22 protein-coding genes are annotated in these 23,679 nt (G+C 68.1%); 14 read left to right on the top strand and 8 right to left on the bottom strand.

The window, feature by feature from the left end; genetic code table 11:
• Positions 1-80 precede the first annotated feature (80 nt).
• The 3 genes from AB4Z00_RS17110 to modA are packed head-to-tail and all read right to left on the bottom strand — an operon-like array spanning position 81 to position 2,212.
• The gene (locus AB4Z00_RS17110) at positions 81-716 is read right to left on the bottom strand and encodes a molybdenum ABC transporter ATP-binding protein (protein ID WP_442046688.1); all 636 of its coding nucleotides are present in this window, start codon (positions 714-716) and stop codon (positions 81-83) included.
• A complete protein-coding gene (gene modB / locus AB4Z00_RS17105) occupies positions 706-1,422 on the bottom strand; it encodes a molybdate ABC transporter permease subunit (protein WP_442046687.1) in 717 nt (238 codons plus the stop codon). The genes AB4Z00_RS17110 and modB overlap by 11 nt, the downstream gene beginning before the upstream one ends.
• Positions 1,423-1,441: 19 nt before the next feature.
• Positions 1,442-2,212, bottom strand: coding sequence for a molybdate ABC transporter substrate-binding protein (gene modA / locus AB4Z00_RS17100; RefSeq protein ID WP_442046686.1), 771 nt, complete (start codon positions 2,210-2,212; stop codon positions 1,442-1,444).
• Positions 2,213-2,480: 268 nt separating this feature from the next.
• Here modA and AB4Z00_RS17095 point away from each other — a divergent pair, with 268 nt between their 5' ends.
• On the top strand, positions 2,481-2,687 hold the full coding sequence (locus AB4Z00_RS17095; RefSeq protein ID WP_132263366.1) for a hypothetical protein: 207 nt from the start codon (positions 2,481-2,483) through the stop codon (positions 2,685-2,687).
• Between the two features lie 28 nt (positions 2,688-2,715).
• On the opposite strand, the gene AB4Z00_RS17090 is transcribed toward AB4Z00_RS17095, so the two are convergent.
• Positions 2,716-3,594, bottom strand: a complete 879-nt coding sequence (locus AB4Z00_RS17090; RefSeq protein ID WP_134093129.1) for an alpha/beta fold hydrolase — start codon at positions 3,592-3,594, stop codon at positions 2,716-2,718.
• A gap of 194 nt (positions 3,595-3,788) precedes the next feature.
• Here AB4Z00_RS17090 and trxB point away from each other — a divergent pair, with 194 nt between their 5' ends.
• Positions 3,789-4,757 (top strand): thioredoxin-disulfide reductase, encoded by a 969-nt coding sequence (gene trxB, locus AB4Z00_RS17085; RefSeq protein WP_132263362.1) that lies wholly within the window; start codon positions 3,789-3,791, stop codon positions 4,755-4,757.
• A 44-nt stretch (positions 4,758-4,801) separates the two neighbouring features.
• On the opposite strand, the gene AB4Z00_RS17080 is transcribed toward trxB, so the two are convergent.
• Genes AB4Z00_RS17080 through AB4Z00_RS17065 form a run of 4 tightly spaced genes read right to left on the bottom strand, consistent with a single transcriptional unit; the run spans position 4,802 to position 7,603 of the window.
• Positions 4,802-5,581, bottom strand: coding sequence for a hydrolase 1, exosortase A system-associated (locus AB4Z00_RS17080; RefSeq protein ID WP_442046685.1), 780 nt, complete (start codon positions 5,579-5,581; stop codon positions 4,802-4,804).
• Positions 5,578-6,249: a hypothetical protein gene (locus AB4Z00_RS17075; RefSeq protein WP_442046684.1), complete on the bottom strand. Its 672-nt coding sequence runs from the start codon at positions 6,247-6,249 to the stop codon at positions 5,578-5,580. Before AB4Z00_RS17075 ends, AB4Z00_RS17080 begins: the two co-directional genes overlap by 4 nt.
• Before the next feature lie 22 nt (positions 6,250-6,271).
• Positions 6,272-6,535 carry a phosphopantetheine-binding protein gene (locus tag AB4Z00_RS17070; protein WP_132263357.1) on the bottom strand — a complete coding sequence of 88 codons (264 nt, stop codon included), beginning with the start codon at positions 6,533-6,535 and terminating at the stop codon, positions 6,272-6,274.
• A 39-nt stretch (positions 6,536-6,574) separates the two neighbouring features.
• A complete protein-coding gene (locus AB4Z00_RS17065; protein ID WP_442046683.1) occupies positions 6,575-7,603 on the bottom strand; it encodes a GNAT family N-acetyltransferase in 1,029 nt (342 codons plus the stop codon).
• A 35-nt stretch (positions 7,604-7,638) separates the two neighbouring features.
• On the opposite strand from AB4Z00_RS17065, the gene AB4Z00_RS17060 reads away from it, so the two are divergent.
• The 12 genes from AB4Z00_RS17060 to AB4Z00_RS17005 all read left to right on the top strand — a co-directional run bounded on the left by AB4Z00_RS17060 (position 7,639) and on the right by AB4Z00_RS17005 (position 23,582).
• Positions 7,639-9,177 carry an acyl-CoA ligase (AMP-forming), exosortase A system-associated gene (locus AB4Z00_RS17060; protein WP_442046682.1) on the top strand — a complete coding sequence of 513 codons (1,539 nt, stop codon included), beginning with the start codon at positions 7,639-7,641 and terminating at the stop codon, positions 9,175-9,177.
• The gene (locus AB4Z00_RS17055; protein ID WP_442046681.1) at positions 9,174-10,400 is read left to right on the top strand and encodes a pyridoxal-dependent decarboxylase, exosortase A system-associated; all 1,227 of its coding nucleotides are present in this window, start codon (positions 9,174-9,176) and stop codon (positions 10,398-10,400) included. The genes AB4Z00_RS17060 and AB4Z00_RS17055 overlap by 4 nt, the downstream gene beginning before the upstream one ends.
• Before the next feature lie 169 nt (positions 10,401-10,569).
• Positions 10,570-11,229, top strand: a complete 660-nt coding sequence (locus AB4Z00_RS17050; protein ID WP_132263350.1) for an XrtA/PEP-CTERM system exopolysaccharide export protein — start codon at positions 10,570-10,572, stop codon at positions 11,227-11,229.
• A gap of 31 nt (positions 11,230-11,260) precedes the next feature.
• Positions 11,261-12,781 carry an XrtA system polysaccharide chain length determinant gene (locus tag AB4Z00_RS17045; RefSeq protein ID WP_132263349.1) on the top strand — a complete coding sequence of 507 codons (1,521 nt, stop codon included), beginning with the start codon at positions 11,261-11,263 and terminating at the stop codon, positions 12,779-12,781.
• 9 nt (positions 12,782-12,790) lie between these two features.
• Positions 12,791-13,897: a capsular biosynthesis protein gene (locus tag AB4Z00_RS17040; protein WP_442046680.1), complete on the top strand. Its 1,107-nt coding sequence runs from the start codon at positions 12,791-12,793 to the stop codon at positions 13,895-13,897.
• Positions 13,894-15,612: a preprotein translocase subunit YajC gene (locus tag AB4Z00_RS17035; protein WP_442046679.1), complete on the top strand. Its 1,719-nt coding sequence runs from the start codon at positions 13,894-13,896 to the stop codon at positions 15,610-15,612. Before AB4Z00_RS17040 ends, AB4Z00_RS17035 begins: the two co-directional genes overlap by 4 nt.
• 18 nt (positions 15,613-15,630) lie before the next feature.
• Positions 15,631-16,845 carry an XrtA/PEP-CTERM system-associated ATPase gene (locus AB4Z00_RS17030; protein WP_442046678.1) on the top strand — a complete coding sequence of 405 codons (1,215 nt, stop codon included), beginning with the start codon at positions 15,631-15,633 and terminating at the stop codon, positions 16,843-16,845.
• A 31-nt stretch (positions 16,846-16,876) separates the two neighbouring features.
• Positions 16,877-17,800 carry an XrtA system polysaccharide deacetylase gene (locus AB4Z00_RS17025; RefSeq protein ID WP_442046677.1) on the top strand — a complete coding sequence of 308 codons (924 nt, stop codon included), beginning with the start codon at positions 16,877-16,879 and terminating at the stop codon, positions 17,798-17,800.
• Complete coding sequence (locus AB4Z00_RS17020) at positions 17,797-18,873, top strand: FemAB family XrtA/PEP-CTERM system-associated protein (RefSeq protein WP_442046676.1); 1,077 nt, start codon at positions 17,797-17,799, stop codon at positions 18,871-18,873. Before AB4Z00_RS17025 ends, AB4Z00_RS17020 begins: the two co-directional genes overlap by 4 nt.
• Entirely contained in the window at positions 18,873-20,123 is a 1,251-nt protein-coding gene (locus AB4Z00_RS17015; RefSeq protein ID WP_442046675.1) for a TIGR03087 family PEP-CTERM/XrtA system glycosyltransferase, read from the top strand. The genes AB4Z00_RS17020 and AB4Z00_RS17015 overlap by 1 nt, the downstream gene beginning before the upstream one ends.
• Entirely contained in the window at positions 20,113-21,675 is a 1,563-nt protein-coding gene (gene xrtA, locus AB4Z00_RS17010) for an exosortase A (protein ID WP_442046674.1), read from the top strand. Before AB4Z00_RS17015 ends, xrtA begins: the two co-directional genes overlap by 11 nt.
• Positions 21,676-21,686: 11 nt before the next feature.
• On the top strand, positions 21,687-23,582 hold the full coding sequence (locus AB4Z00_RS17005; protein WP_442046673.1) for an XrtA/PEP-CTERM system amidotransferase: 1,896 nt from the start codon (positions 21,687-21,689) through the stop codon (positions 23,580-23,582).
• The last annotated feature ends 97 nt before the right edge of the window (positions 23,583-23,679 follow it).

Below are 23,679 nucleotides of genomic sequence, written 5' to 3'. Positions count from 1 at the left end.
TATTCGGTGTCGGATCGGCTTAAGAGGTCAGCCGCGATCTTTGGCCCCAGATCGTCGGCCCAGATATTCGGGCAAGCGCTTCAGCCTCGAGCCGGGATGTCGATCACGCGGTCGGCCAGCCGGTCCACTTCCGCGCGGTCGTGGCTGACATAGAGGATCGGCAGGGCGAGTTCGTCGCGGATGCGTTCGATCACGGTGAGGATTTCCTCGCGTCTTTCGGCATCGACCGAGGCCAGCGGCTCGTCCATCAACAGGAAGCGGGGGCCGGAGAGCAAGGCGCGGCCGATCGCCACGCGCTGGGCTTCGCCGCCGGACAGCGTGGCCGGGCTCCGGTCGAGCAAGTGGCCGATGCCCAGGAAGCCGAGCGCGGTGTCGAGATCCATCCAGCGCTGCGCCGGCGGCGCCAGGCGCCAGCCGTAGAGCAGGTTGTCCCGCACGGAGCGGTGCGGAAACAGGCGAAGATCCTGGAATACGTAGCCGCAGCGGCGCTGCTCGGGCCGCAGGTCGATGCGCCGGGCCTTGTCGAACAGTATCGTGTCCTCGACGAGGATGTGGCCGGCGCTGGGCCGCGCGAGCCCGGCGATGGCGTCGAGCAGGGAGGTCTTGCCCGCGCCCGAAGGCCCGAACAGCGCGGTCAGGCCGCCTTTTTCGGTCCGGAAGGCATAGTCCAGCCGCAGCTTGCCGCGCTTCAGGAAGATCGCCAGGTCAAAGGGCATGATGCGCTGCCCCCGCCTGGCCGTATCGGGCGCCGCTGCGCCGCGCGAGCCATTCGGACGCCACCAGGGCGAAGAGCGAGACGAGGATCGACAGCACGGCGAGGCGCGTCACCTGCCACTCCGAACCGGGCATCTGCAAGGCGCTGTAGATGGCGAGCGGCAGGGTCTGCGTCTCGCCCGGAATGTTGGAGGCGAATGTGATGGTCGCGCCGAATTCGCCGATCGAGCGGGCGAGGCCGAGCACGAGTCCGGCCAGGACGCCGGGCATGGCAAGCGGCAGGGTGATCGTCGCGAAAGTGCGCCAGCGCCCGGCGCCGAGCGTGCGGGCGGCGCTTTCGAGGCGGCGATCGACCGCCTCGATCGAGAGGCGCATGGCGCGGACCATGAGCGGCAGCGCCATGACCGCGGCGGCCAGCGCGGCGCCGGTCCAGCGGAAGATGAACGTCAGTCCGAAGCCTTCCGCGAAGAAGCGGCCCAGCGGACCGGCCGGGCCGAAGGCGATCAGCAGGAGCCAGCCGGTGACGACAGGCGGCAGGACCAGCGGCAGGTGCACCAGCGCATCGAGCAGGACCTTGCCGGGAAAGCGCCAGCGAGCGATTACCCAGGCGAGCGCAAAGGCGACCGGCAGGATCGCGGCCATGGCGACGCCGCTGACCTTCAGCGACAGGAGCAGGACCTGCCATTCTTCCGGGGAGAGCGCCGTCACGCCAGCGGGTCGTGCAGGATCAGCGCGCGCCGAAGCCGAAACGGCGGAACACGGCCTTGCCCTCGGCGGAGATCAGGTAGCGGCGGAAGCCTTCCGCGTCCTTGTGGCGCGAGGATGCCAGCACGGCCACCGGGTAGCTGATGGGGTCGTGCGAACTGGCGGGGAAAGTGCCTACCACTTGCACGCCGGGTTCGGCGCGGGCGTCGGTGCCGTAGACCACGCCCAGCGGCGCGGCGCCCCGGCTGACGAGCGCCAGCGCGGCGCGCACGTTTTCGGCGGGCGCCAGCTTGCCCTGCACCGAAGGCCAGACCTTGAGCCGGGTCAGCGCCTGCTTGGCATAGATTCCGGCAGGCACGGCGTTGGGGTCTGCCACGGCCAGTCGGTTCGGGCCAAGCGCGGCCGCAAGCGGGAAACCGGGGCGAATCGTCAGGCGCTTCGCCTTGCCCGCGGGCCCGATCAGCACCAGGGTATTGGTCAGGAACGACACGCGGGTCTTGGGGCGCAGCAGGCCCTTGGACTGCACTTCGTCCATCCAGGGTTCGTCGGCGGAGACGAAGACGTCTGCCGGGGCGCCCGATTCGATCTGGCGCGCGAGGGCGGACGATCCGGCAAAGGAGATCTTCGGGCGCGGATGCCCCTTGGCCGCCCAGGCGTCGGCCGCGGCATTCATCGATTCCTGCAGGCTGGCCGCCGCCAGCACCAGGGGTCCCGACTGCTGGGCAACGGCAGGTGCGACCGCCAGGGCGAAGACCGCGAACAGCGATGTCAGGAAGGCGAGCAGCCGGCGCATGGTGGAAGGTCTCCGAAAGGACTGGGCTATATTCCGTCGTATATGGCTGGATGCATGCATTGCAAGGCGTTGATGCGGCGCGACGCGGAGTGGCCTGGATGGTGTGGGCCCGATGGTATGGGCCTGATGGTATGGGCCTGATGGTATGGGCAAGCCCGGAGGAAGATGTTAGCATCCCGATTCTGCGGGAAGGTTCGGGACGTCACGCCAAAAGGCGGACGGCATCGGACCGGCGGGCAAAACCGCCACGCATTAGGGGATGTTGTGAATGAACGTCGTGAACGAAGGTATCTTTCAGTTCGAACGCCGTCCGGAAGGTTTCGCCGGACTCCATCACGGGATCAGTTCAAGCCTGGTCTATGCCGCCCAGAGCGGCAAGTTGGGCAATCCGGAACATGACGCGCGCGGGTTGATGATCGCCGTCGCGCTCTGTGCCTGCTGCTGGCTGGGCCTCGGTTACTTCCTGCTCACCTGACGCGGCGGCCCCGGCCGGGGCCGTCCCCTCAGTCTGCCAGGAATGCCTTCACATCGCCCATGAAGCGATCGAACTGGTCATGGTGCAGCCAATGGCCGGCGTTTTCGTATTCGATCAGGCGGGCGTTCGGGAAGTGGTCGATCCGGCCGTCTTCGGCAGGGCTCTGCGCAAAGCTGTTCTGGCCCCAGAGCATGAGCATCGGGCAGGTGATCGCCTGCCACAGCGCGACGATGTCCGAAGTCGGCAGGTCCGATACCGACCAGACGTTGACGTAGTTGTCGAACTTCCAGCTCCAGGTGCCGTCCTCGTTGCGGCTGGCGCCATGGATGGTGAGGTGGCGGGCCTGCTCCTCGGTGAGGAAGGTGTTCTCCTCCTTCATGCGCTGGTAGGCATCCTTGCGGGTGGCGTATTTGCGCGGCAGGCGGCCGGCGGCGCGGCGCTTGTCCTCGATCCACTGCTTCAGCCGCTCTCCCGGGCCGCGTTCCTCCATCTGCCGGCGGATCTGAGGCGGCGGGCCGAGCCCTTCGATATTGACGAACTTCGCCACTTTCTCGGGGAACAGCCCGGTGAAGCGCGTGGCGATATTGCCGCCGAGCGAATGGGCGACGATCGTCACTTTCTCGTGCCCGAGCGTATGCACCAGTTGCGCGAAATCGTAGACGAAGGCGTCCATCCCGTAGTGACCTTCGGGCGACCATTCGGAATCGCCGTGGCCGCGAAGGTCCGGGCAGATGACGTTCCAGTCGTGCCGCAGTTCCTCCGCCACCCAGTCCCAACTGCGGCAATGGTCCCGCCCGCCGTGCTGGAGAATCAGCGGCGGCGCGTCCGGGTTGCCCCAGTCAACGTAGTTGAGGCGCAGGCGCTGCGAGATGAAGCGGTTCGAAGTGGGACCAAGCTGGCTTTTCATGACGAAACCGTGATCCCGGCCCGCGCCGAGGTCAATGGGGAGAGGCGCGTTCTGCCCGCCGGACAAGGGGCATCAAGCGCCGATTTGCGGGGATCAAGTATTTCCTTACAGCGTGCGGCGCTTGGCAAACCGGGGTGCTTGGCCCTATCTCGCGCCCCAACGATATTCGACACATTCACGCCGGAGACTTTCACATGGCGACGACGCACAAGACCCGCATGCTCATCATCGGCTCCGGCCCGGCCGGACTCTCGGCCGCGATCTACGGCGCGCGCGCCGGGATGGAACCGATCGTGGTGCAGGGTCTGCAGCCCGGCGGCCAGCTTACCATCACCACCGATGTCGAGAACTACCCCGGCTTCCGCGAAGTGATCCAGGGCCCCTGGCTGATGCAGGAAATGGAGGCCCAGGCCGTCCACGTCGGCACCCGCATGATGTACGACATCATCACCTCGGTGGACCTGAACGGGCCGATCTTCACTGCCATCGGCGATTCGGGCGACATCTACGAGGGCGACACCCTGGTGATCGCCACCGGCGCGCAGGCGCAGTGGCTGGGCGTTCCGGGCGAGCAGGAACTCTCGGGCAAGGGCGTTTCGGCCTGCGCCACTTGCGACGGCTTCTTCTATCGCGGCAAGAAGGTCGTCGTGATCGGCGGCGGCAACACCGCCGTCGAGGAAGCGCTCTACCTCACCAACCATTCCGACGAAGTGACCCTGATCCACCGCCGCGACAGCCTGCGCGCCGAGAAAATCCTCCAGGACCGCCTCTTCGCCAATCCCAAGATCAATGTCGTCTGGGACAAGCGCGTAGAGCGCTTCATGGAAGGCGAGAACGGCGAACTTCGCGCCCTGGCGCTGATCGACACCAAAACCGGCGAGCAGAGCGAAATCCTGACCGACGGTGCCTTCGTGGCCATCGGGCACGCACCTGCGACCGAACTGTTCAAGGGCAAGCTGGCCATGGACGAGACCGGCTATCTGCTGGTCCAGCCGGGCACGCCGAAGACCGACATCGCCGGCGTCTTCGCTTGCGGCGACGTGATGGACCACGTCTATCGCCAGGCGATCACCGCTGCGGGCACCGGCTGCATGGCCGCGCTCGACGCCGAGCGCTATCTTGCCGCGCGGGACTTTGCCGAAGCGGCGAAAGTCGAGGCCTGAGGGTTTGCGTAAGGGGTTCGGGAATTTCCTCGAACCCCTTACGCCTAATCTGCGGCCAGCACGTCCAGCACTTGCGCAAGCAGCCAGTCCTGCGCGTCCGGCTCGACGTAGCTATGAGTCGCACCGGCACAGCGCCGCACCCGGTGATCCGCCTTCTGCCAGTGCGCCATGAAGGCAAGGCCAGTGCGATCCCGCTCGGCCACGAGCAGGCGGACGGGGCCTGAAAAGCCGGCGATGCCTGCCGCGATTTCCTGCGCGAGACCGACGGGCTGGGCCCGGGCCGGACGCGCGGCCGCCACCAGGCTGCGGACCAGCTTGCCTACCGCCACCTGGCCGGTCAGCAGGCGCTTGATGGCAGCCGGATCGGCCAGCCGGCGCCGATAGTGGTCGCGCACGACTTCGGCCGGGGCCTCCGCGGCGGTGTCCTCGATGGTCCAGGGATTGGAAAGCACCAGCCCGTCCAGCCCCGCCCCTTTCGCAAGCATCAGCGCGCTGGCGGCGTCGCAGTTTCCGAAGCCGATCACGCGGCGAACGCCCGGGCATTCCGCGCGGAAGGCTTTCAGGGCGGCGCGGATATCGGGGGCGCTTGACCGGAATTCGCCGTTCTCACCCTCGCTGTCGCCCACGCCGCGGCGATCGAAGCGCAGCACGGGGTATCCTTCCGCCGCGATGCGCGCCGCGAAGCGGGCCTGGCCGTTCCAGGCACCGGCGCGCACTTCGTTGCCGCCGGAGACCAGCAGGAGACCGGTCTCGCCCGGTATCCCGTCGAGCGTGGCGACGAGGCGGGCGCCTTCGCAGGAAAACGTGAAATGCCGCCGCGTCATGGCTGCATGGCCTCCACCAGAAGCGCGGCGAGGGCATCGGCCTGCGCCGCGTCCTCGTCCGGCTCGGCGCGGAGCCAAAGGCCGCTGCCGCCGATCCGGTCCTGCGCGATGACGCTTGCCCCGATCGTAGGCTCCAGGCGCTCCAGGTCGCGAAAAAGCGCGCTGCCGAGTGGATATCCCGCCAGCACGAGACCATCCTCGCGGGCGGCGACCGTCAGGGCCTCGCGGTGTTCCTCCAGCCCGGCCTCGCGACTGGCCAGCATGCGTGCGCGAAGCATGCCGCGCAGGATCTGCGCGCCCTTCACCGGGGCATAGTGGAACACGGGGAGGGGCGGCGTGAATAGGCAGCCGCCGCGCAGGCCCAGCGCATGGGTCGCACTGAAGTGCCGCGCCGCGGCACCCATGGCGTCCTGCCAGTGCCGGGCATCTTGCGCTGGCAGGCCGGAGAGGCTCTCGTTCGTGCCGGGAAGATCGGGCAGCACACTGTCCATACCCGCACGGTCGAGCCGCCGCATGACTTCCACGGTGAAGCGGCGCAGGCGATTGCCCTCGTCGAACAGCGCGGGCACGATCAGCAGGCGGCAGGCGCGTCCGCTGTCGAAAGCGAGCGCCTGTTCCTCTTGGGAGCCTCCGTCGGGAAGCGGGCAGAGCCAGGTCGCGGGGGTCATCGGGCGATACCCCCCGCGCGGGTCATGCCGCGGTGCGCTTGGCTTTCGCGAAGTCCAGCAGGCCGCCGAAAGTCTCCAGCATCTCGCCGTCGATCTCGTCGTCCTCGATGATGATGTCCAGCCGGTCTTCCAGCTCGGTCAGCAGGCCGGCCACGGCCATCGAATCCAGCTCGGGCAAATGCCCGAACAGGCCGGTGTCGGCATCGAACGTTTCTGCCTGCCCCTGCTTGAGGCCCAGTACGTCCGTCAGGATGCGGCGCAGCAGCAGGTCGGTGTCGTCTTGCATGGCCCCTCTCTTCGGGCATTGTCTTTAGTCTCCGCGCCTCTAGCCGCGCTTCGCGGTTGCGGCAAGGTACTGTGCACCTGCCCCCAGAATGCCGCGGGCGAATTCGCGGCCGAAATGCGGCCAGTTCAGCGGCGACCAGGGGCGGAACATGTCCAGCCGATATCGCGGCCGCACAATTTCCATCCAGTCGCGCTTGTAGGGATCGTCGCCGGTGCCGAAATCGACGAGATTCACCCGGTCCATGTCGATGACGTGGCGGAACAGCGCAGCGCTGAGCACCGAACCCGGCGAAAGCGGCTTCGCGGCCTCGCGGTGGGCCAGCTTGTGAATCCAGGCGGTGCCGTGCTCGACGGTCCACATCTGCGCGGCGACGGGCTCGCCATCCGCCAGCGCGAGGCCAAGCCGCAGCCGCCCGGCCCGGCCTTCGGCCTCGGCAAATGCGCGCAGGAAGGCGGGACTGCCTTCGTGGGGCTTCCAGCTTTCGGCATAGATCGATTCGTAAGCGCGCCAGACATCCGCATCGAAGCGGTCGAGCACCCGGGTTTCCACTTTGCCGGACTTGCGCTTGAGCGTGGTGCGCAGCTTGCCGGGACGGGAAACGAGGTATTCCGCGTAATTGCGGCCATCCACCGGCAGGACATGGTTGGTGTCGCAGGCTTCGCGGCGGACGCGCCAACCGGCATTTCGAAATGCCGTTTCGAGGCGCGTGGCGCTGCGATCCTCGTCAGGCAAGCCGCCCAGCGTGATCCCCCGCGCCTTGCCCGCAAGGTCTGCCGCCAGCGCCTGGAGCAGCCCGTCACTGCGCGAGGCGAGGGGGCGATAGCGGAAGGTGTACCAGTTCGACAGCGCGTGGAGGTGGCCTCCGGTGCCCTGCAGCGGCAGCACCGCCAGGTCGTCCTCCTCGCGCGCAACGGCGATCAGCGGAGCAAGGCTGCAATGCTCGGCCAGTCCCTGGAACCAGGCGAACCGGTCGAACGGCGCGCGCTGGTTGCTCTCGGAAAGCCAGGCAGCTAGCTGGCCATCCGATTGCACTTGCTTAAGATCGCGGTGATAATCGACCTTTATCACGTCCCGTTCGAACCCCTGCGGAGCCTATCCCCGTCATGACCGGCAGTACCGAAAATCCGATCCTGCCGCTCGACCATCTCGCCCTGCGCGGGGAGGATTCGGCCGAGGCGCTCGTGCTGCGCGGAGAGGTACTGGACTACAAGGCATTAAGAACGCGTGTCTCCCGCCTTGCGGCGTGGCTGGCGCGCGTGGTGCCGGAAAAGGGGGCGCGCGTGGCCTCGTGGGCGGCGAAGGGCGAACTGACCTGCCTGCTGCCGCTGGCCACGGCCCGCGCCGGTCTGGTCCATGTTCCGGTGAACCCGCTGCTAAAGCATGCGCAGGTCGCCCATATCCTGGCCGACAGCGGCGCGCTCGTGCTGATCGGCACGCCCTCGCGCCTGGCATCGCTGGGCGAGGGCGATGTCCCGCCGGCCTGCCGCATCATCGAGGAAGGCGCTGCGCTGGCCGAAGCCGCGGAGCAGGGCGGAGAACTGCCGCCCTCCGCGGCCGATCCCGACGAACTGGCCGCGATCCTCTATACCAGTGGCTCCACCGGCCGCCCGAAAGGCGTCATGCTCAGCCATGCCAACATGTGGCTGGGGGCAGAGAGCGTGGCCGAATACCTGGGCCTCGCGGCCGACGATCGCACGCTCGCGGTGCTGCCGCTGTCCTTCGATTACGGGCAGAACCAGCTGCTTTCAACCTGGTATGCCGGGGGCTGCGTGGTGCCGCTGGACTACCTCATGCCGCGCGACGTGGTGAAGGCCGTGGACCGCCATGCCATCACCACTTTGGCCGCCGTGCCGCCGCTCTGGGTGCAGGTTTGCGAGCTGGACTGGCCTGCCGACGTGGCAGCGAACCTGCGCCGTCTCACCAATAGCGGGGGCGCGTTGACGGTCGATCTCGTGCGCCGCATGCGCGCCCTGTTCCCGCAGGCGCGGCTCTTCGCGATGTATGGCCTGACCGAAGCCTTCCGCTCCACGTACCTCGACCCCGCGCTGATCGACACGCATCCCACCTCGATGGGCAAGGCGATTCCCCATGCTGAAGTGCTGGTCGTGACGGAAGCCGGCAGGATTGCCGCGGACGGAGAGGAAGGGGAACTGGTCCATTGCGGCCCGCTGGTCGCCCAGGGCTACTGGCAGGACCGGGAGCGCACGGCGGAACGCTACAAGCCCGCACCCGCCGGATCGCGCTACGGTGGCATGGCGGTATGGTCGGGAGACCGCGTGAGGCGCGATGCGGAGGGCCTGCTCTACTTCGTCGGCCGCCGCGACGCCATGATCAAGAGCGCCGGCAACCGCATCAGCCCGCAGGAAGTGGAAGAGGCCGCGCTGGCGACCGGGCTCGTCGCCGAGGCGGTGGCCCTGGGGCTGGCGGATGCGCGGCTGGGGCAGGCGGTCCATCTCGTGGTCCGCGCGGCGCCCGGCGCTTCAGGCGCAGAGGAAGAATTGCCCCGTAAACTCATGCAGGAACTGCCGAATTTCATGCAGCCCAAAGTGATCCACTGGCGCACGGCGTTGCCGATCGGGCCGAACGGCAAGATCGACCGCACCGCCCTTGCCGCCGCGCTTGCCGTGGAGACCCTGGCATGAAGGCGCTCGGTCCGATCCCCGCCGGGTTCGCGGCGATCGACGGCGTTCTGGCGGTCGGCGGCAAGCCGGTGACGCAGTGGGCGGCGCAAGCGGGCGACACGCCGCTGTTCCTCTACGAAGCGGACCGCGTGCGCCGCCGCGTGGCTGAACTGCGCGCGGCCATGCCCGAGCGGCTGGCACTGCACTATGCCGTTAAGGCCAATCCGTTCCCGCCGCTGCTGGCCTTGATGGACGGACTGGTGGACGGGTTCGACATCGCCTCGGGCGGGGAACTCGAGATCGTGCGGGGCGCGGGGATCGACCTTGCCGCCGTCAGCTTTGCCGGCCCCGGCAAGCGCGACCGCGAGTTGGAAGCGGCGATTCGCGCGGGCGTGACGCTCAATGTCGAATCGGAAGCCGAGGCCCGGCGCGCCATTCGCATCGGCGAATCGCTGTGCCTGACGCCGCGCCTTGCCATTCGCGTGAATCCGGATTTCGACCTCAAGGGATCTGGGATGAAGATGGGCGGCGGTGCCAAGCCCTTCGGCGTGGATGCCGCGCGGGTCCCGGAACTCGTGCGCGAGGTCCTGACCAGCGGCGCGGACTGGCAAGGCTTCCACATCTTCGCCGGAAGCCAGGCGCTCGATGCCGAGGCCATTGCCGAAACGCAGGGTCAGACGCTCGACCTGGCTGCGCGGCTGGCGCTGCAGAGCGGTGCGGTGCCGCCCCGCTGCAATCTCGGTGGCGGCCTTGGCATTCCCTATTTCCCGGGCGACACGCCGGTCGATCTGGCACTGGTGGGCGCGCGGCTGGCGGAGCGCTTCGAGCGGCTGCCCGAGGTCTTGCAGGGCACGGCGTTCTGCATCGAACTCGGCCGCTATCTCGTTGGCGAATCGGGCATTTACATCGCGCGCGTGATCGACCGGAAGGAGAGCCACGGCGAAGTGTTCCTCGTCACCGATGGGGGCTTGCATCACCAGCTTGCCGCCTCGGGCAACTTCGGCACGGTGGTGCGACGCAACTACCCCTCCGCCATCGCCACCCGCTTCGGCGCCGATGTGGAAGAGGAGGCCTCGATCGTCGGCTGTCTGTGCACGCCGCTTGACAAGCTGGCCGACAAGGGCGGTTTTCCAAGGGCCGATGTGGGCGATCTGATCGCGGTGTTCTGCGCCGGGGCCTACGGCGCTTCGGCCAGCCCGGCGAACTTCCTCGGCCAGGGTCCGGCGCTGGAAATGCTGGTCTGACCCGGCGTTAGCGATTGGCGCCATGTTGTCCCATAGCGGGACCGCATGGGAATCGCGCTGTCAGGGCTAACGCAATGTTCACCCTTTTAAGCGATAGGCGAGACTGGAAATTTGCCCGGTCCGCCAGTCCCGTACTTGCGGAGAAGCGGGCGCCTTGAGGGATTAGCCTATGCCGCATCGTCGCCCCATCGGACTTCTGGCCGGCCCTGCGCTCGCCGGGATGTCGCTTGCCGGCATGTTGCTTTCGGGCTGTGCCAATGCCGCGCCGAAGCCTGAGCTTCCGCCTGCGCAGTTCGTGGCGATGCAGGAAGGGCCGAGCGAGGAATACGTGATCGGTCCGCTGGACCAGCTTACCGTGTTCGTCTGGCGCAATCCCGAGCTTGGCGCCAAAGTGCAGGTGCGGCCCGACGGGCGGATCACCACGCCGCTGATCTCCGACATGCCCGCCGTCGGCAAGACCCCTGCCATGTTGGCCGAGGACATCCGCCTCCAGCTTTCGCAATATATCCAGGACCCGCTGGTTTCGGTGATCGTCGACGGCTTTTCCGGCACGTACAGCCAGCAGATCCGCGTCGTGGGCGCGACTGAGAAGCCGGCTTCGATCCCCTATCGCGCCAACATGACCGTGCTCGATGCGATGATCGCGGTGGGCGGTCTCTCGGAATATGCCGCCGGCAACCGTGCGCGGCTGATCCGCTTCGACAAGGCGAGCGGCAAGCAGACCGAATATGCGCTGCGGCTGAGCGACTTGCTGAAGAAGGGCAAGAGCAAGGCCAACGTCATGCTGAAGCCGGGCGACGTGATCATCATCCCGGAAAGCATGTTCTGAGGATCGGACCTGACGGGAACGGATTGGCGCAATGAACGGCCTCTACGAAGAACTGCTCGCAGCCCTGCATAGCGTCTGGCATCGGCGCTGGATCGCTCTGGCGGCTGCCTGGGCGATCTGCCTGTTGGGCTGGCTGGTCGTGGCGCTGATCCCGAACACCTACGAATCGCGCGCGCGCATTTTCATCCAGCTCGACGATGCCCTGGCCGAACAGGTCGGCATCGGCGTGGCCGACAAGAAGCGCGATATCGAGCGTATCCGCCAGACGCTGACGAGCGCCGTGAACCTGGAGAAGGTCGTGCGCGGCACGCGGCTTGGCGACACGATCCAGTCGCCCAAGCAGATGGAATCCGCCGTCCTGGGCCTGGGCAAGAACGTCTCGGTCGTGGCGCAACAGGACAACCTGTTCGAAATCACCGCGACCGCCAACTACGCCTCGTTCTCGGATGCCGAGAATGCGCAACTGGCCCGCGAAGTGGCGCAGAAGCTGATCGACATCTTCCGCGAGGAAAACCTCTCGGGCGACCGTGGCGACATGGTCGAGACGCTGGAATTCGTGAACCAGCAGCTTCGCAGCCGCGAGAAGGAACTGGAAAGCGCCGAGCAGCGTCGCACCGCCTTCGAGGCCGAGCATCCCGAAATGGTGCTGGGCGGCGCCGCCGTGGCGCAGCGGCTGGAAAGCTCGCGCACTCAGTTGCGTGACCTTGAGGCGGACCTCTCCGCCGCGCAGAGTTCGCTGGCGGCCATCGACGGCCAGCTCGCCGGAACGCCGCGCACCGTCGCCGGCGGCGGCGCTGGCGGGGCCGCGGGTGCGCTTGCCGCCGCCCAGGCCGAGCTTTCGGCCATGCGCGCGCGGGGCCTGACCGATAACCATCCCGACGTGATCGTGGCGCGCAACCAGGTTGCCGCACTGCGCGGACCGGCCGCGCAGGAAGCGGCCAATGGCGGCGGCACACCTAACCCCGCCTACAGTTCGCTCCAGTCGATCCGTGCCGAGCGTCTCGCCAATGTCCAGGCGCTGACTTCGCGCAAGGCGGCCCTGCAGTCCGACGTGGCCTCGCTCACGGCATCCGCGATCCAGGACCCTGAACTCGCCACCGAGGCCCAGCGCATCAACCGCGACTATGACGTGCTTCGCCAGCAGTACGACAAGCTCCTGCAGGACCGCGAGGAACTGCGCCTGCGCGGCGAAGTGAAGACCGAGCGCGAGGCCGTGAAGTTCCAGGTGGTCGACCCGCCGACGACGCCGCGCAAGCCCGTCGCGCCGAATCGTCCGCTCCTGCTCGTGGGCGTGCTCATGGCCGGGATCGTCGGCGGCTGTGCCGGTGCCTTCGCCCTCGGCAAGGTCCGGTCGGTCTTCGCGACCACGGCCGGGCTGGAGCGGGCCATCGGCCTGCCGGTGCTCGGTGCGATCTCGCAGAACGTCACGGATCATGTGCGCCAGCTTCGCCGCCGCCGGCTCAAGTATTTCTTTGGTGCGGGCGCGGCGCTTTGCGCGCTCTGCGTGGTGCTGCTCGCGGTCGAGTTCATCCAGCGCGGCATGGTGGCCTGAGGAACGGCGATGACGGAACACAGCAAGATCCCGCTTTCCGGGCATGAAGACGCGGCGCACGAAGCCGAAAGCCAGCCTCAAAAGCAGGCGCCGACCGGGCGCACCCGCGGCCCCGGCGAATCGCTGATCGAGCGCGCCGCCGGTCGCTTCGATTTCAACGCGATCATCGCGCGTCCCGGCCCGCTGCCGGTCGAACCGGCGCGCAAGGCGCCGGCTCCGGCCGCCCCGACTGACGCCCCGACTGCCGCCGCGCCTGCCGCCCCGACCGCCTCTGGCGCGCCTGCCTCTGTGCCGCCGCCATTCGCCGCCCCCTTGGCTGCCGAACACGAACCCGTGCCGCCCCTGGCCGCGCTGCCCTTTGCCGCGCCGATCGCCTTCAGCGACGACCATCATCCGATCGACCGCGAGCACTTGCGTGAGCAAGGCCTGATCGTCCCCGAAGGCACCGTCACCGCGCTGCTCGAAGAGTTTCGCATCGTGAAGCGCCAGCTCCTGGTCCAGGCCGCCGATTTGCGCCGCCAGGGCGCGGGCGCTGCCTCGCAGCGCATCCTGATCAGTTCGCCCCATCCCGGCGAAGGCAAGACTTACTGCGCGCTCAACCTCGCCCTGTCGATCGCGGCCGAGAAGGAGAGCGAAGTCCTGCTGGTCGATGCCGACTTCGCCAAGCCCTCGATCCTCTCCGCACTCGGCCTGCCGGGCGGTCCCGGGCTGATGGATGCGCTGATGGACGAGACCATCGATCCTGCCGCTTGCGTGCTCGGCACCGATATTCCGGGCCTCTGGATCATGCCGGCGGGCGATGCGACGATCAACGACAGCGAATACCTCGCCTCCTCGCGCACGGCCGAGGTGCTGGAGCGGCTGACCGAGAACGCGCCGCGCCGCATGGTGATCTTCGATTCGCCGCCCGCGCTGGCAGCGTCGCCCGCCGCGGAACTGGCGAAGTACGTCGGCCAGACGGTGGTGATCGTGCGCGCCGACCGCACCGGGCAGGGCGCGCTGGAGGATGCCATCTCGCTGCTGGGCGCCTGCCCCAACGTCCAGCTCCTGCTCAACGACGCGCAGTTCAGCCCGAGCGGTCGCCGCTTCGGCTCTTATTACGGATACAAGGGATGAAGTCGGCTTCCTGGACCTCGCTGGGGCTGGCCGCCTTGACGGCCGTGGCCGCCCTGCCCGTGCAGGCGCAGACCATGGGCTACGACCAGGTCGGGGCCGGCTCCGACGAGGCAGCTTCGCCAGCCGACAGCCCGTCCGGCGGCGGCAAGCCGGGACGCGGCGAACGCGGCAAGGGCACGCGCCGGCTGGAAGTGACGCCTTATATCGAGATCGACCAGATCGTCGACGCGCAGCTCTCGCCGGGCAATGACGTGCTTACATATACCCAGCTGGCGGCGGGCGTGGATCTGGGCATCTCCGGGCGCAACAATGCCGCCTCGGCCTCGGTGCGCTACGAGCGCTACATCGGCTGGGGCCGGAAGGCACAGGACGGCGACGCCATCAGCGGCATCGTGCGCGGCTATGCCACCATCACGCCCGGCCTGACGCTGGAAGCGGGCGCGCTCGCCACCCAGGCGCGCGTCCAGAACGGCGGATCGGCGCTTTCCGCCGGCCTGACCAATGACGGGACGCGGACCAACATCTATTCGGTCTACGGCGGCCCGTCTTTCAAGACGCGCGCCGGCGATGTGGACTTCTCCGCAAACTACCGCGCCGGTTTCACCAAAGTGGAGCAGCCCGATGCCTATGTCGCCGTACCCGGCGGCGCGGCGGGCGATCTGTTCGACAAGAGCGTGACGCAAGTGGCCGATGTCGAGGCCGGGGTCGCGCCGCATGTCGTCGCGCCGGTCGGCCTGGGCGTGGCGGGCAGCATCTATCAGGAGGACGTCTCCAACCTCGACCAGCGCGTGCGCGACATGCAGGCGCGGGCATTGGTGACCGTTCCCGTCAGCCGCACCGTGCAGGTGGTGGGCGCGCTCGGCTACGAGGATGTGGAAGTCTCCAGTCGCGACGCGGTGCGCGATGCCGACGGCAATCCCGTGGTCGGCCGCGACGGACGCTATGTGACGGACAAGAGCGCCCCGCGCGAACTGGCCTACGATGTCAGCGGACTGCTCTGGGACGTGGCCGTGATGTGGCGCCCCAGCCGCCGCACCTCGCTTTCGGCCCATATCGGCCGCCGCTACGGCTCCACCAGCTTCGGCGGCACCCTGGCCTATGCGCCGGACGACCGCAGCCAGTTGAGCGTGGGCGTATACGACAGTGTCAGCGGTTTCGGCGGACAGCTTGGCCGCGCGCTCGATCAACTGCCCGACGATTTCGTGGCCGTGCGCGATCCGGTCACGGGCGAGCTGCGCGGCTGCGTCATCTCGCTCGATGGTAACAACTGCGTTTCCGGCGCGCTGGGTTCGGTGCGCTCGGCGGTCTACCGGGGCCGCGGCATCGCCGCGAGCTATTCGCGCGAGATCGGGCGTCTCAACGCCGGGATCGGCGCGGGCTACGACCGCCGCGACTTCATCGCCGGACGGAACACCGTCCTGGCCGCCGCGGACGGCGTGATCGACGAGAACTGGTGGATCGCCGCCTATGTCAGCGGCCAGCTCGGCCGCGATGCAGGCTGGTCGGCCAATGTCTACGCCAACTGGCTGACCAGCACCGATGCCCTGACCGGCAATGTCGAGGGCTACGGCGCCACGCTCGGCTATTACCGCATGCTGGCCCGCCGCCTCCGCGCGACGATGGCCCTCGGGATCGACGGGGTGACCCGGAACGATCCGCTATATGACGACTACTGGACCGCGTCCGCCCTTGCCGGCGTGCGCTACAGCTTCTGATTGCGAAGGAGAGCAGGGATGTTCGAACAATTCTACGGGTTCGAGGGCCGGCCTTTCCAGCTCACACCCGATCCGGCCTTCTATTTCGAGAGCGCGACGCACCGCAAGGCGCTCTCCTACCTTGGCTACGGCCTGGCGCAGGGCGAGGGCTTCGTGGTGATCACGGGCGAAGTGGGCGCGGGCAAGTCCACGCTCGTCTCGCACCTCATGGCCACGATCGACCCGGCGCGCCTGACGGCCGCCTGCGTCGTCACCAGCGCGCTGGACGGGGAAGAGATCGTCCATGTCGTGGCGCAGGCCTTCGGGCTGCAGGTGTCCGGGCATGACAAGGCCTCGGCGCTCGGCGCGATCGAGACGTTCCTCCATTCGGAAGCCCGCGCGGGCCGCCGCTGCCTGCTGATCGTGGACGAGGCGCAGAACCTCTCGGTCGATGCGATCGAGGAGCTGCGCATGCTCTCGAACTTCCAGCTCGGCTCGCATCCGCTGCTTCAGACCCTGCTGCTGGGCCAGCCCGAATTCCGCACGACCCTGCTGGAGAGCAACCAGCTCGAACAGCTGCGCCAGCGGGTGATCGCGACTCATCATCTTACGGCGATGGAGCCGCGCGAAGTGCAGGCTTACGTCGAGCACCGCCTGAACTGCGTCGGCTGGAAGGGCAATCCGGGCTTCGACAACCGCGTCTTCGCCGAAGTGCACGAGGCCACCGGCGGCATTCCGCGCCGGATCAACCAGATCGTCAACCGCCTGCTGCTGCTGGGCGCGGTCGAGCAGCGCGCGCTGGTCGATCTCGAGATGCTGGCAGATGTCCTGGCCGAACTGGACGAGGACGGCGCCCGCGCGCTGGTCAGCCAGCAGGCGCCTGTCGCCGAGGCGGCCGGATCGGTGGCGGGCGCAAGCCAGGCGGCGCCCGCGCCGGTGCTTCACCCCGACGCGCTGGATGCGGCGGCGGCCATCGCGCTGATCGAATCGGCGCTGGCGAGTCGCGATTCGCAGATCGACGAGCTTCAGCATGCGGTGCTGGAACTCGCGGCCAATGTGGAACGCCAGAAGGAGGCACCCGCTTCCGGCGGCGAAGCCCAGATCGCCGCGCTTCAGGAGCAACTGGCCCAGGCCGCGGCGCATAGCGCGCGCCTGGAAGCCCGCCTGGAAGAGCAGGAGCGCACCCTTCGCCACACGTTCACCATGCTGATCGAGTGGTTCGAAGGCGGCGAAGGCCAGCGGCAGGCAGCCTGAATTTCGAGCCGGTTCCGTAAGGATAGACGCCATGGATGAAGCCAGAGCCTCCAGCGGCCCCGTCAACGGGCTATCGGTCGATGTCGAGGACTGGTTCCAGGTCGGCGCTTTCGAAACCGTGATCGACCGCAGCGACTGGCCCGCCATTCGCACCCGGGTCGAGCGCAATTGCGACAAGATTCTGGCGCTGTTCGATGCGGCCGGGGTGAAAGGCACGTTCTTCACGCTCGGCTGGGTGGCGGTGCGCCATCCGCGGCTGCTGCGCCGCATTGCCGAAGCGGGGCACGAAATGGCCAGCCACGGCTGGGATCACGAGCGGGTGTTCCGCATGGACGCCGCCACTTTCGGACGCGACCTCGACATGAGCCGCAAGGCCATCGAGGATGCTGCCGGGGTCAAAGTGAGCGGCTACCGCGCGCCCAGCTTCTCCATCGATGCGCGTACGCCCTGGGCCTTCGACGTGCTGGCCGAGCAGGGTTATGCCTATAGCTCCAGCGTCGCGCCGATCGCGCACGACCACTATGGCTGGCGCGAAGCGCCGCGTTTCGCCTTCCATCCGCTTGCCGACAGTCCCCTGGTGGAGATCCCGGTGACCACCGCGACATTCGCCGGCCGCCGTCTGGCCGCGGGCGGCGGCGGGTTCTTCCGCGTGCTGCCTTACGGGTTCTCCCGTTGGGCGATCCGCCAGGTCAATGCCGAAGGGCGACCGGCGGTGTTCTACTTCCACCCCTGGGAGATCGACCCCGACCAGCCGCGCGTGCCCAATGCGCCGCTGCGCTCGCGTCTGCGGCACTACACCAATCTCGGCATGATGGCTGGAAAGCTGCGGCAGTTGATCGGCGACTTCCAGTGGGGCCGGATGGACGAACTCGCTGTGCGCGAAGCGGAACGCGCGCCCACGCTGGTCATGGGGCCGGGTGGAACCCTGGCGCCGGCCGGGGCGCTGGCTGCATGAACGCGCCGTTCGCTCCCGTCACGGGCGCGGTGAGGCTGGTCGATCTCGCCGATCCCGGCGAAGTCGCGCGGCTGGAGCTGTTCACCGCCAGCCACCCGCTGGCGACGCCGTTCCACCGCCCGGCCTGGTTCGTCTCCGTGGCCCGGGCGACGGGCAATCACGCCCTGGCGCTGGTCGAAGAGCGACAGGGCGAAATCGTGGCTTTCCTGCCGCTCGACGCCATTCATTCGCCGGTGTTCGGCCGGCTGCTGGCCTCGTCCGGCTTCGCGGTGGGCGGCGGTCTGCTGACGCGCGAGGGTGCGGATAGCGGAGCGATCTTCGCGGCGCTGGAGGAACTCGCGCTGCGCCGTTCCTGCCCGGCCATCGAACTGCGCGGCGGCGTACTGCCCGAGGCGGGACGGGGCTGGACGCTCAAGACCGAGAGCCACTGCAATTTCGCCCGCCCGCTCGCGGCCGATGACGAGGCGCAGCTTCTGGACGTGCCGCGCAAGCAGCGCGCCGAAGTGCGCAAGGCGCTGGCGAACGATCTCGACGTGGAGGTCGGCACGAGCGCGCGAGACCGCGCCGCCCACTACGCCGTCTTTGCCGAAAGCTACCGCAATCTCGGCACGCCGGTGTTCCCGCAGAGGCTCCTCGGCAGCGTGCTCGATGCGTTCGGCGACGATGCCGACGTGCTGACCGTGCGCCACCAGGGCCGGGCGGTGGCCAGCGTCATCACCCTTTACCACCGCGGCGCGGCCATGCCCTACTGGGGCGGGGGCACTCAGGAAGCGCGCCGGCTTCGCGCCAACGACCGGATGTATTTCGAACTGATGCTCCATGCGCGCCGGCGAGGCTGCACGGTGTTCGACTTCGGTCGCTCCAAGACCGGCAGCGGGGCCTATCACTTCAAGCGCAACTGGGGCTTCGAGCCGGAGCCGCTGACTTATGCCGCCTGGACCGCGCCGGGCGCGGCGCGGCGCGAAGCCGATCCCACCAGCAGCAAGCTCTCGCTCCAGATCAGGCTGTGGCAGCGTCTGCCGCTGGCCGTGGCCAATCGGCTCGGACCCTTGATCGCGCGCGGCATCGGCTGATGGGCGAGATCCTGTTCCTGGCCCACCGCATTCCTTTCCCGCCTGACCGGGGGGACAAGATCCGCTCGCACAATCTGTTCAAAGCTCTGGCGCGGCTGGCCCCGGTCCACCTCGGCTGCTTCGCGGACGATGCCGCCGATCGTGCCTGCGAGCAGGAGATGGCCGCGCTGGCGGCCAGCCATATTCTGCTCGACCGCGGGAAAACCCTGCCGATCGCCGGGTTGCAGGCGCTGGCGAAAAGGCAGCCGCTCAGCCTCACGGCCTTCCACGACCGGCGCATGGCGGGTTGGGTGAACAAAGTGCTGCGCAGCCGCCCGATCGAGACGATCTTCGTCTTTTCCGGCCAGATGGCGCAATATGTCCCAGAGGACTTTCGCGGTCGGCTGATCGTCGATCTGGTCGATGTCGATTCGGCGAAGTTCGAGGCTTACGGCGCCAGGGGAAGCGGTTTTCGCAGCTGGATGGAGCGCCGGGAAGGGCGCCTCCTGCGCGCCGAGGAAGCGCGGATCGCCTGGCGTGCAGACCGCACCCTGCTGGTGAGCAAGGCCGAGGCGGCGCTCTTCGCCGCGCGGCTGGAGGAGGCCATGCCCGGCCGCTCGACCTGCCGGGTCGAGGCCGTGGGCAACGGCATCGACAGCGTACTTTTCGATCCCGCCCGGACCCTGCCGGAGCCGCGCCTGGCCGTGAAGGAGGGCGCTGGGGGGCCGCGCATCGTGTTCACCGGGCAGATGGACTACGCGCCGAACATCGCGGCGGTGGAGCGGGCGATCACGCGCATCCTGCCGCGGATTCGCGCCCGCCTGCCCAGGGCCAGCCTGCACGTCGTCGGCCGGAACCCGCCGCCGTCGCTGCTGTCCCGTCATGGGCGCGATGGCGTTCACATATGGGGCCGGGTCGAGGATATTCGCCCCTGGCTTGCCGCCGCGGACATGGCGCTCGTGCCTCTGGAGATCGCGCGCGGAGTGCAGAACAAGGTGCTGGAGGCGATGGCCATGGAACTGCCCGTGGTGCTCTCGCCCGGCGCGGCCACGGGTATCGAAGCCGAACATGGCCGCCATTTCTTCGTGGCCGAAAGCGACGAGGCGCTGGCGAATGCCGTCGTCCTCCTGGCCGAAGACCCCCAAAGCGCTCGCGCCATGGGACTGGCCGCACGCGAATGGATCCTCGCTCATGCAAGCTGGCAGGCGGCGCTTGCCAGCTTGCCGCGCATGATCGGCCTGCAGACGGAAAACCTGATCGATGCCGCCTGAGACCCTGGCCGTGAATTCTTCCCTGCAGGGGCGCTGGCAGGACGTTCCGGCGCGCTGGCGCCCGGCGCTCGTTCGCTGCGGCGCCGCCATGCTGGCGCTGCTCCTCCTGTTCTTCGGAGACTGGGCGGCGATGGCGCGGCAGTGGTGGGATATCTCCACTTACAACCACATCGTCCTGATCCCGCCGATTCTGGGCTGGCTGGTCTGGCAGCGCCGGGCGGAACTGGCGAAGCTCGAACCGCTCTGCTGGTGGCCCGGCCTTATCCTCATGGCGGGAGCTGCCTTCCTCTGGCTGCTCGGCGCGCTCTCCGGTCTCGACCTTGCGCGGCAGGCCGGGGCGGTGGCGATGCTCGGCTCTGCCGTCCCCTTGCTGCTGGGCCCGCGGGTGACGGCGGGCGTGCTGTTCCCGCTCTGCTACATGGCGTTCCTGGTGCCGGTGGGCGAGGAACTGGTCGAAGTGCTCCAGACGATCACGGCGAAGATCACCGTGGCGCTCACGCATTTCAGCGGCATTCCCGCCACGGTCGACGGCGTCTTCATCGACACGCCGGCCGGGCTGTTCGAAGTGGCGGAAGCCTGCTCGGGCGTGAAGTTCCTGATCGCGATGATCGCCTTCGGCCTGCTGGCTGCCAATGTCTGCTTCATCAGTTGGCGCCGCCGGGCGGCGATGATGCTCGCGTGCCTCGTGGTGCCGATCCTGGCCAACGGCGTGCGCGCCTGGGGCACGATCTTCGCCGCGCAGTTCGTGGGCGTCGAGAAGGCCGCCGGGTTCGACCACATCGTCTACGGCTGGATCTTCTTCGCCGTGGTGCTGGCGGTCGTCATCGCGGGTGCCTGGCGCTTCTTCGATCGTCCGCTCGACGCGCCGATGATCGATGTCTCCGCGATCGTGCGCTCGCCTTTCCTGTCGCGGCTGGAAGCGGGCAGGGCTTCTGCCGTTGTGACGCTTGCCGGCATCGCGTTGCTGGTCGTGGCCGCCAAGGGCTGGGCGCTGGGCGCCGAGAGCCTCTCCGCGCCCCTGCCGGACCGGATCGACCTTCCGCAAGTCGCCCGCTGGAGCCGGGCCGACTATGCCCCGGCAATCTGGTGGGAGCCGCGCGCCGAGGGCGCCGATCACCGGCTGCTGGGCCGCTACACCGACGGACAGGGGCATAGCGTCGATGTCTTCCTGGCGCTCTATGCCGGACAAGGCGAAGGCCGCGAGGCGGGCGGCTTCGGGCAGGGCGCGCTGACGCCGGGCAGCGCCTGGTCGTGGCAGTCGCCGGGGCCTGCCTTCGCGCAAGGCCGCAGCGAACGGCTCCTGGGCAATGGCAGGACCGAACGGCTGGCCGTCACCTGGTATCGTACCGGGGACATGCTCACAGGGAGCAATGCCCACCTCAAGCTGGCGGTCATCGGTGACAACCTGCTGCTGCGCGCCCGTCCCACCACGATGCTGATTCTCTCGTCCGAGGACAGCCCAGGCGCTGCTGCGGCCGATTCCATTGCCCGTTTCCTGACGGCGTCCGGCCCCCCGGATGCGTGGATGGACCGCGTGACCAAGCTCCGCTAGGCCCTTCGCATATGTGTGGCATCGCCGGTATCTACCATCTCGAGACGCCCAAGCCGGTAGACCCGCTGCGCGTGGAAGCCATGTGCGATGCGCTGGCGCATCGCGGGCCGGACGGGAGCGGGGTCTGGACCGCGCCCGGCGTCGCGCTGGGCCACCGCCGCCTCTCGATCATCGACGTCGCCGGTTCCCCGCAGCCCATGGCATCGCCGGACGGGCGGGCGATGCTGGTGTTCAATGGCGAGATCTACAACTACCGCGAACTGCGCCGCGAACTGCGTGAGACCGGCGCCGAATTCCGTACCGATGGCGACAGCGAGGTCATCCTCGCCGCCTGGCAGCGCTGGGGACCGGACTGCGTTTCGCGCCTCCACGGCATGTTCGCCTTCGCGATATATGACCTGGAGGCGCGCAGCCTCTTCCTCGCGCGCGACCGGCTGGGCGTGAAGCCGCTGTTCCTGGCACCGCTCAGCGACGGCAGCCTGGCCTTCGGGTCCGAACTGAAAGCCTTGCTCGCGCATCCGCTGCTGCGCCGCGAGATCGATCCGCTCGCGGTCGAGGACTATCTCGCCTGGGGCTATGTTCCCGATAGCCGCGCGATCCTGAAGGGTGTGACCAAGCTGCCCGCGGGGCATTCACTGCTGCTGCGCCATGGCGCGCCGCTGCCGCGCCCGGTGCAATGGTGGGACATTTCCTTTGCCGAGCGCCGCCGGGGCCGAGTCGCCGATCTGGAGGCGGAACTGCTGCACCTCCTGCGCGAGGCGGTGTCGTCGCGCATGGTCGCGGACGTGCCGCTCGGCGCTTTCCTGTCGGGCGGCGTGGACAGCTCCAGCGTGGTCGCGCTCATGGCGGAGAACAGCGGGCAGCCGGTCAAGACATGTTCGATCGGTTTCGACGTCGCTGCGCTTGACGAGAGCGACTATGCCGCGGAAATCGCCCGACGTTTCGGCACCGACCATCGCGCCCGCCAGGTTTCGCCCGACGATTTCGAGGCGATCGACGGCCTCGCCGCGATGTTCGACGAGCCTTTCGCCGATGCTTCTGCCCTGCCAACCTGGCGCGTCTGCCAGCTGGCGCGCGAATCGGTGACAGTCGCCTTGTCCGGCGACGGCGCGGACGAGGCGTTCGCGGGCTATCGCCGCCATCTGTTCCAGCGGAGCGAGGACCGCGTCCGCGGGCTCATCCCACAGGCGATTCGCGGACCGCTGTTCGGCACGCTGGGCGGGCTCTATCCGAAAGCCGACTGGGCGCCGCGTCCGCTGCGCGCCAAATCGACGCTACTCTCGCTCGCGGCGGACAGTGCCGAAGGCTATGCCCGGTCCATCGGTTTCACACCTCCGGAACTGCGCGACAGGCTCTATTCCGACGATTTTCGCCGCCTTCGCGGTGATTACCGCGCGGAACGGTCCGTTCAGGACCTGATGCGCGCTGCGCCGGCGCGATCCGGCCTCGATCGCGCCCAGTATGCCGATCTCAAGCACTGGCTGCCGGGCGACATCCTGACGAAAGTGGACCGCGCAAGCATGGCGGTCAGCCTGGAAGCGCGCGAGCCGCTGCTCGACCATCGCCTGATCGAATTCGCCGCGAGTCTTCCCGAACACATGCGGGTGCGCGGCGGGCAGGGGAAGTGGCTGATGAAGCGCACCATGCGGCGTTTTCTGCCGGACCAGATTCTCTATCGGCCCAAGCAGGGCTTCGTCACGCCCATCGCCCAGTGGTTCCGTGGCCCCCTGGCGCAGCCGGCCCGGCAGATCGCCTCCAGCGCCACTCTGGCCCGCACCGGCTGGTTCGACGCCCCGCGCCTCGGCGCCCTGGTGGAAGACCATATTGCGGGACGAAGCGACCACTCGCGCCTGCTCTGGCAACTGCTCATGCTCGACCGCTCCCTAACCCATTTGGGGATCTCCTGAATTTTCCCCCTTTCGCCGGGGAATTGCCGGGTTAACAACGGCCTGCGAAATTTATCGTGAAGGCGAGTTAACCTAACTTCTTCTTAGGACCTTTGCT

The sequence above is a fragment of the Novosphingobium sp. YAF33 genome, from assembly GCF_052113265.1.
In the GTDB taxonomy this organism is placed as follows: Bacteria; Pseudomonadota; Alphaproteobacteria; order Sphingomonadales; family Sphingomonadaceae; genus Novosphingobium.
This window is presented reverse-complemented; position numbering and strand designations above follow the sequence as displayed.

What these genes read in the sequence shown, in the direction of transcription:
- AB4Z00_RS17110 (WP_442046688.1), bottom strand. Translation starts at nt 716, where the DNA reads ATGCCCTTTGACCTGGCGATCTTCCTGAAGCGCGGCAAGCTGCGGCTG.
- modA (WP_442046686.1), bottom strand. Translation starts at nt 2,212, where the DNA reads ATGCGCCGGCTGCTCGCCTTCCTGACATCGCTGTTCGCGGTCTTCGCC.
- AB4Z00_RS17095 (WP_132263366.1), top strand. Translation starts at nt 2,481, where the DNA reads ATGAACGTCGTGAACGAAGGTATCTTTCAGTTCGAACGCCGTCCGGAA.
- AB4Z00_RS17090 (WP_134093129.1), bottom strand. Translation starts at nt 3,594, where the DNA reads ATGAAAAGCCAGCTTGGTCCCACTTCGAACCGCTTCATCTCGCAGCGC.
- trxB (WP_132263362.1), top strand. Translation starts at nt 3,789, where the DNA reads ATGGCGACGACGCACAAGACCCGCATGCTCATCATCGGCTCCGGCCCG.
- AB4Z00_RS17080 (WP_442046685.1), bottom strand. Translation starts at nt 5,581, where the DNA reads ATGACGCGGCGGCATTTCACGTTTTCCTGCGAAGGCGCCCGCCTCGTC.
- AB4Z00_RS17075 (WP_442046684.1), bottom strand. Translation starts at nt 6,249, where the DNA reads ATGACCCCCGCGACCTGGCTCTGCCCGCTTCCCGACGGAGGCTCCCAA.
- AB4Z00_RS17070 (WP_132263357.1), bottom strand. Translation starts at nt 6,535, where the DNA reads ATGCAAGACGACACCGACCTGCTGCTGCGCCGCATCCTGACGGACGTA.
- AB4Z00_RS17060 (WP_442046682.1), top strand. Translation starts at nt 7,639, where the DNA reads ATGACCGGCAGTACCGAAAATCCGATCCTGCCGCTCGACCATCTCGCC.
- AB4Z00_RS17055 (WP_442046681.1), top strand. Translation starts at nt 9,174, where the DNA reads ATGAAGGCGCTCGGTCCGATCCCCGCCGGGTTCGCGGCGATCGACGGC.
- AB4Z00_RS17050 (WP_132263350.1), top strand. Translation starts at nt 10,570, where the DNA reads ATGCCGCATCGTCGCCCCATCGGACTTCTGGCCGGCCCTGCGCTCGCC.
- AB4Z00_RS17045 (WP_132263349.1), top strand. Translation starts at nt 11,261, where the DNA reads ATGAACGGCCTCTACGAAGAACTGCTCGCAGCCCTGCATAGCGTCTGG.
- AB4Z00_RS17040 (WP_442046680.1), top strand. Translation starts at nt 12,791, where the DNA reads ATGACGGAACACAGCAAGATCCCGCTTTCCGGGCATGAAGACGCGGCG.
- AB4Z00_RS17035 (WP_442046679.1), top strand. Translation starts at nt 13,894, where the DNA reads ATGAAGTCGGCTTCCTGGACCTCGCTGGGGCTGGCCGCCTTGACGGCC.
- AB4Z00_RS17030 (WP_442046678.1), top strand. Translation starts at nt 15,631, where the DNA reads ATGTTCGAACAATTCTACGGGTTCGAGGGCCGGCCTTTCCAGCTCACA.
- AB4Z00_RS17025 (WP_442046677.1), top strand. Translation starts at nt 16,877, where the DNA reads ATGGATGAAGCCAGAGCCTCCAGCGGCCCCGTCAACGGGCTATCGGTC.
- AB4Z00_RS17020 (WP_442046676.1), top strand. Translation starts at nt 17,797, where the DNA reads ATGAACGCGCCGTTCGCTCCCGTCACGGGCGCGGTGAGGCTGGTCGAT.
- AB4Z00_RS17015 (WP_442046675.1), top strand. Translation starts at nt 18,873, where the DNA reads ATGGGCGAGATCCTGTTCCTGGCCCACCGCATTCCTTTCCCGCCTGAC.
- xrtA (WP_442046674.1), top strand. Translation starts at nt 20,113, where the DNA reads ATGCCGCCTGAGACCCTGGCCGTGAATTCTTCCCTGCAGGGGCGCTGG.
- AB4Z00_RS17005 (WP_442046673.1), top strand. Translation starts at nt 21,687, where the DNA reads ATGTGTGGCATCGCCGGTATCTACCATCTCGAGACGCCCAAGCCGGTA.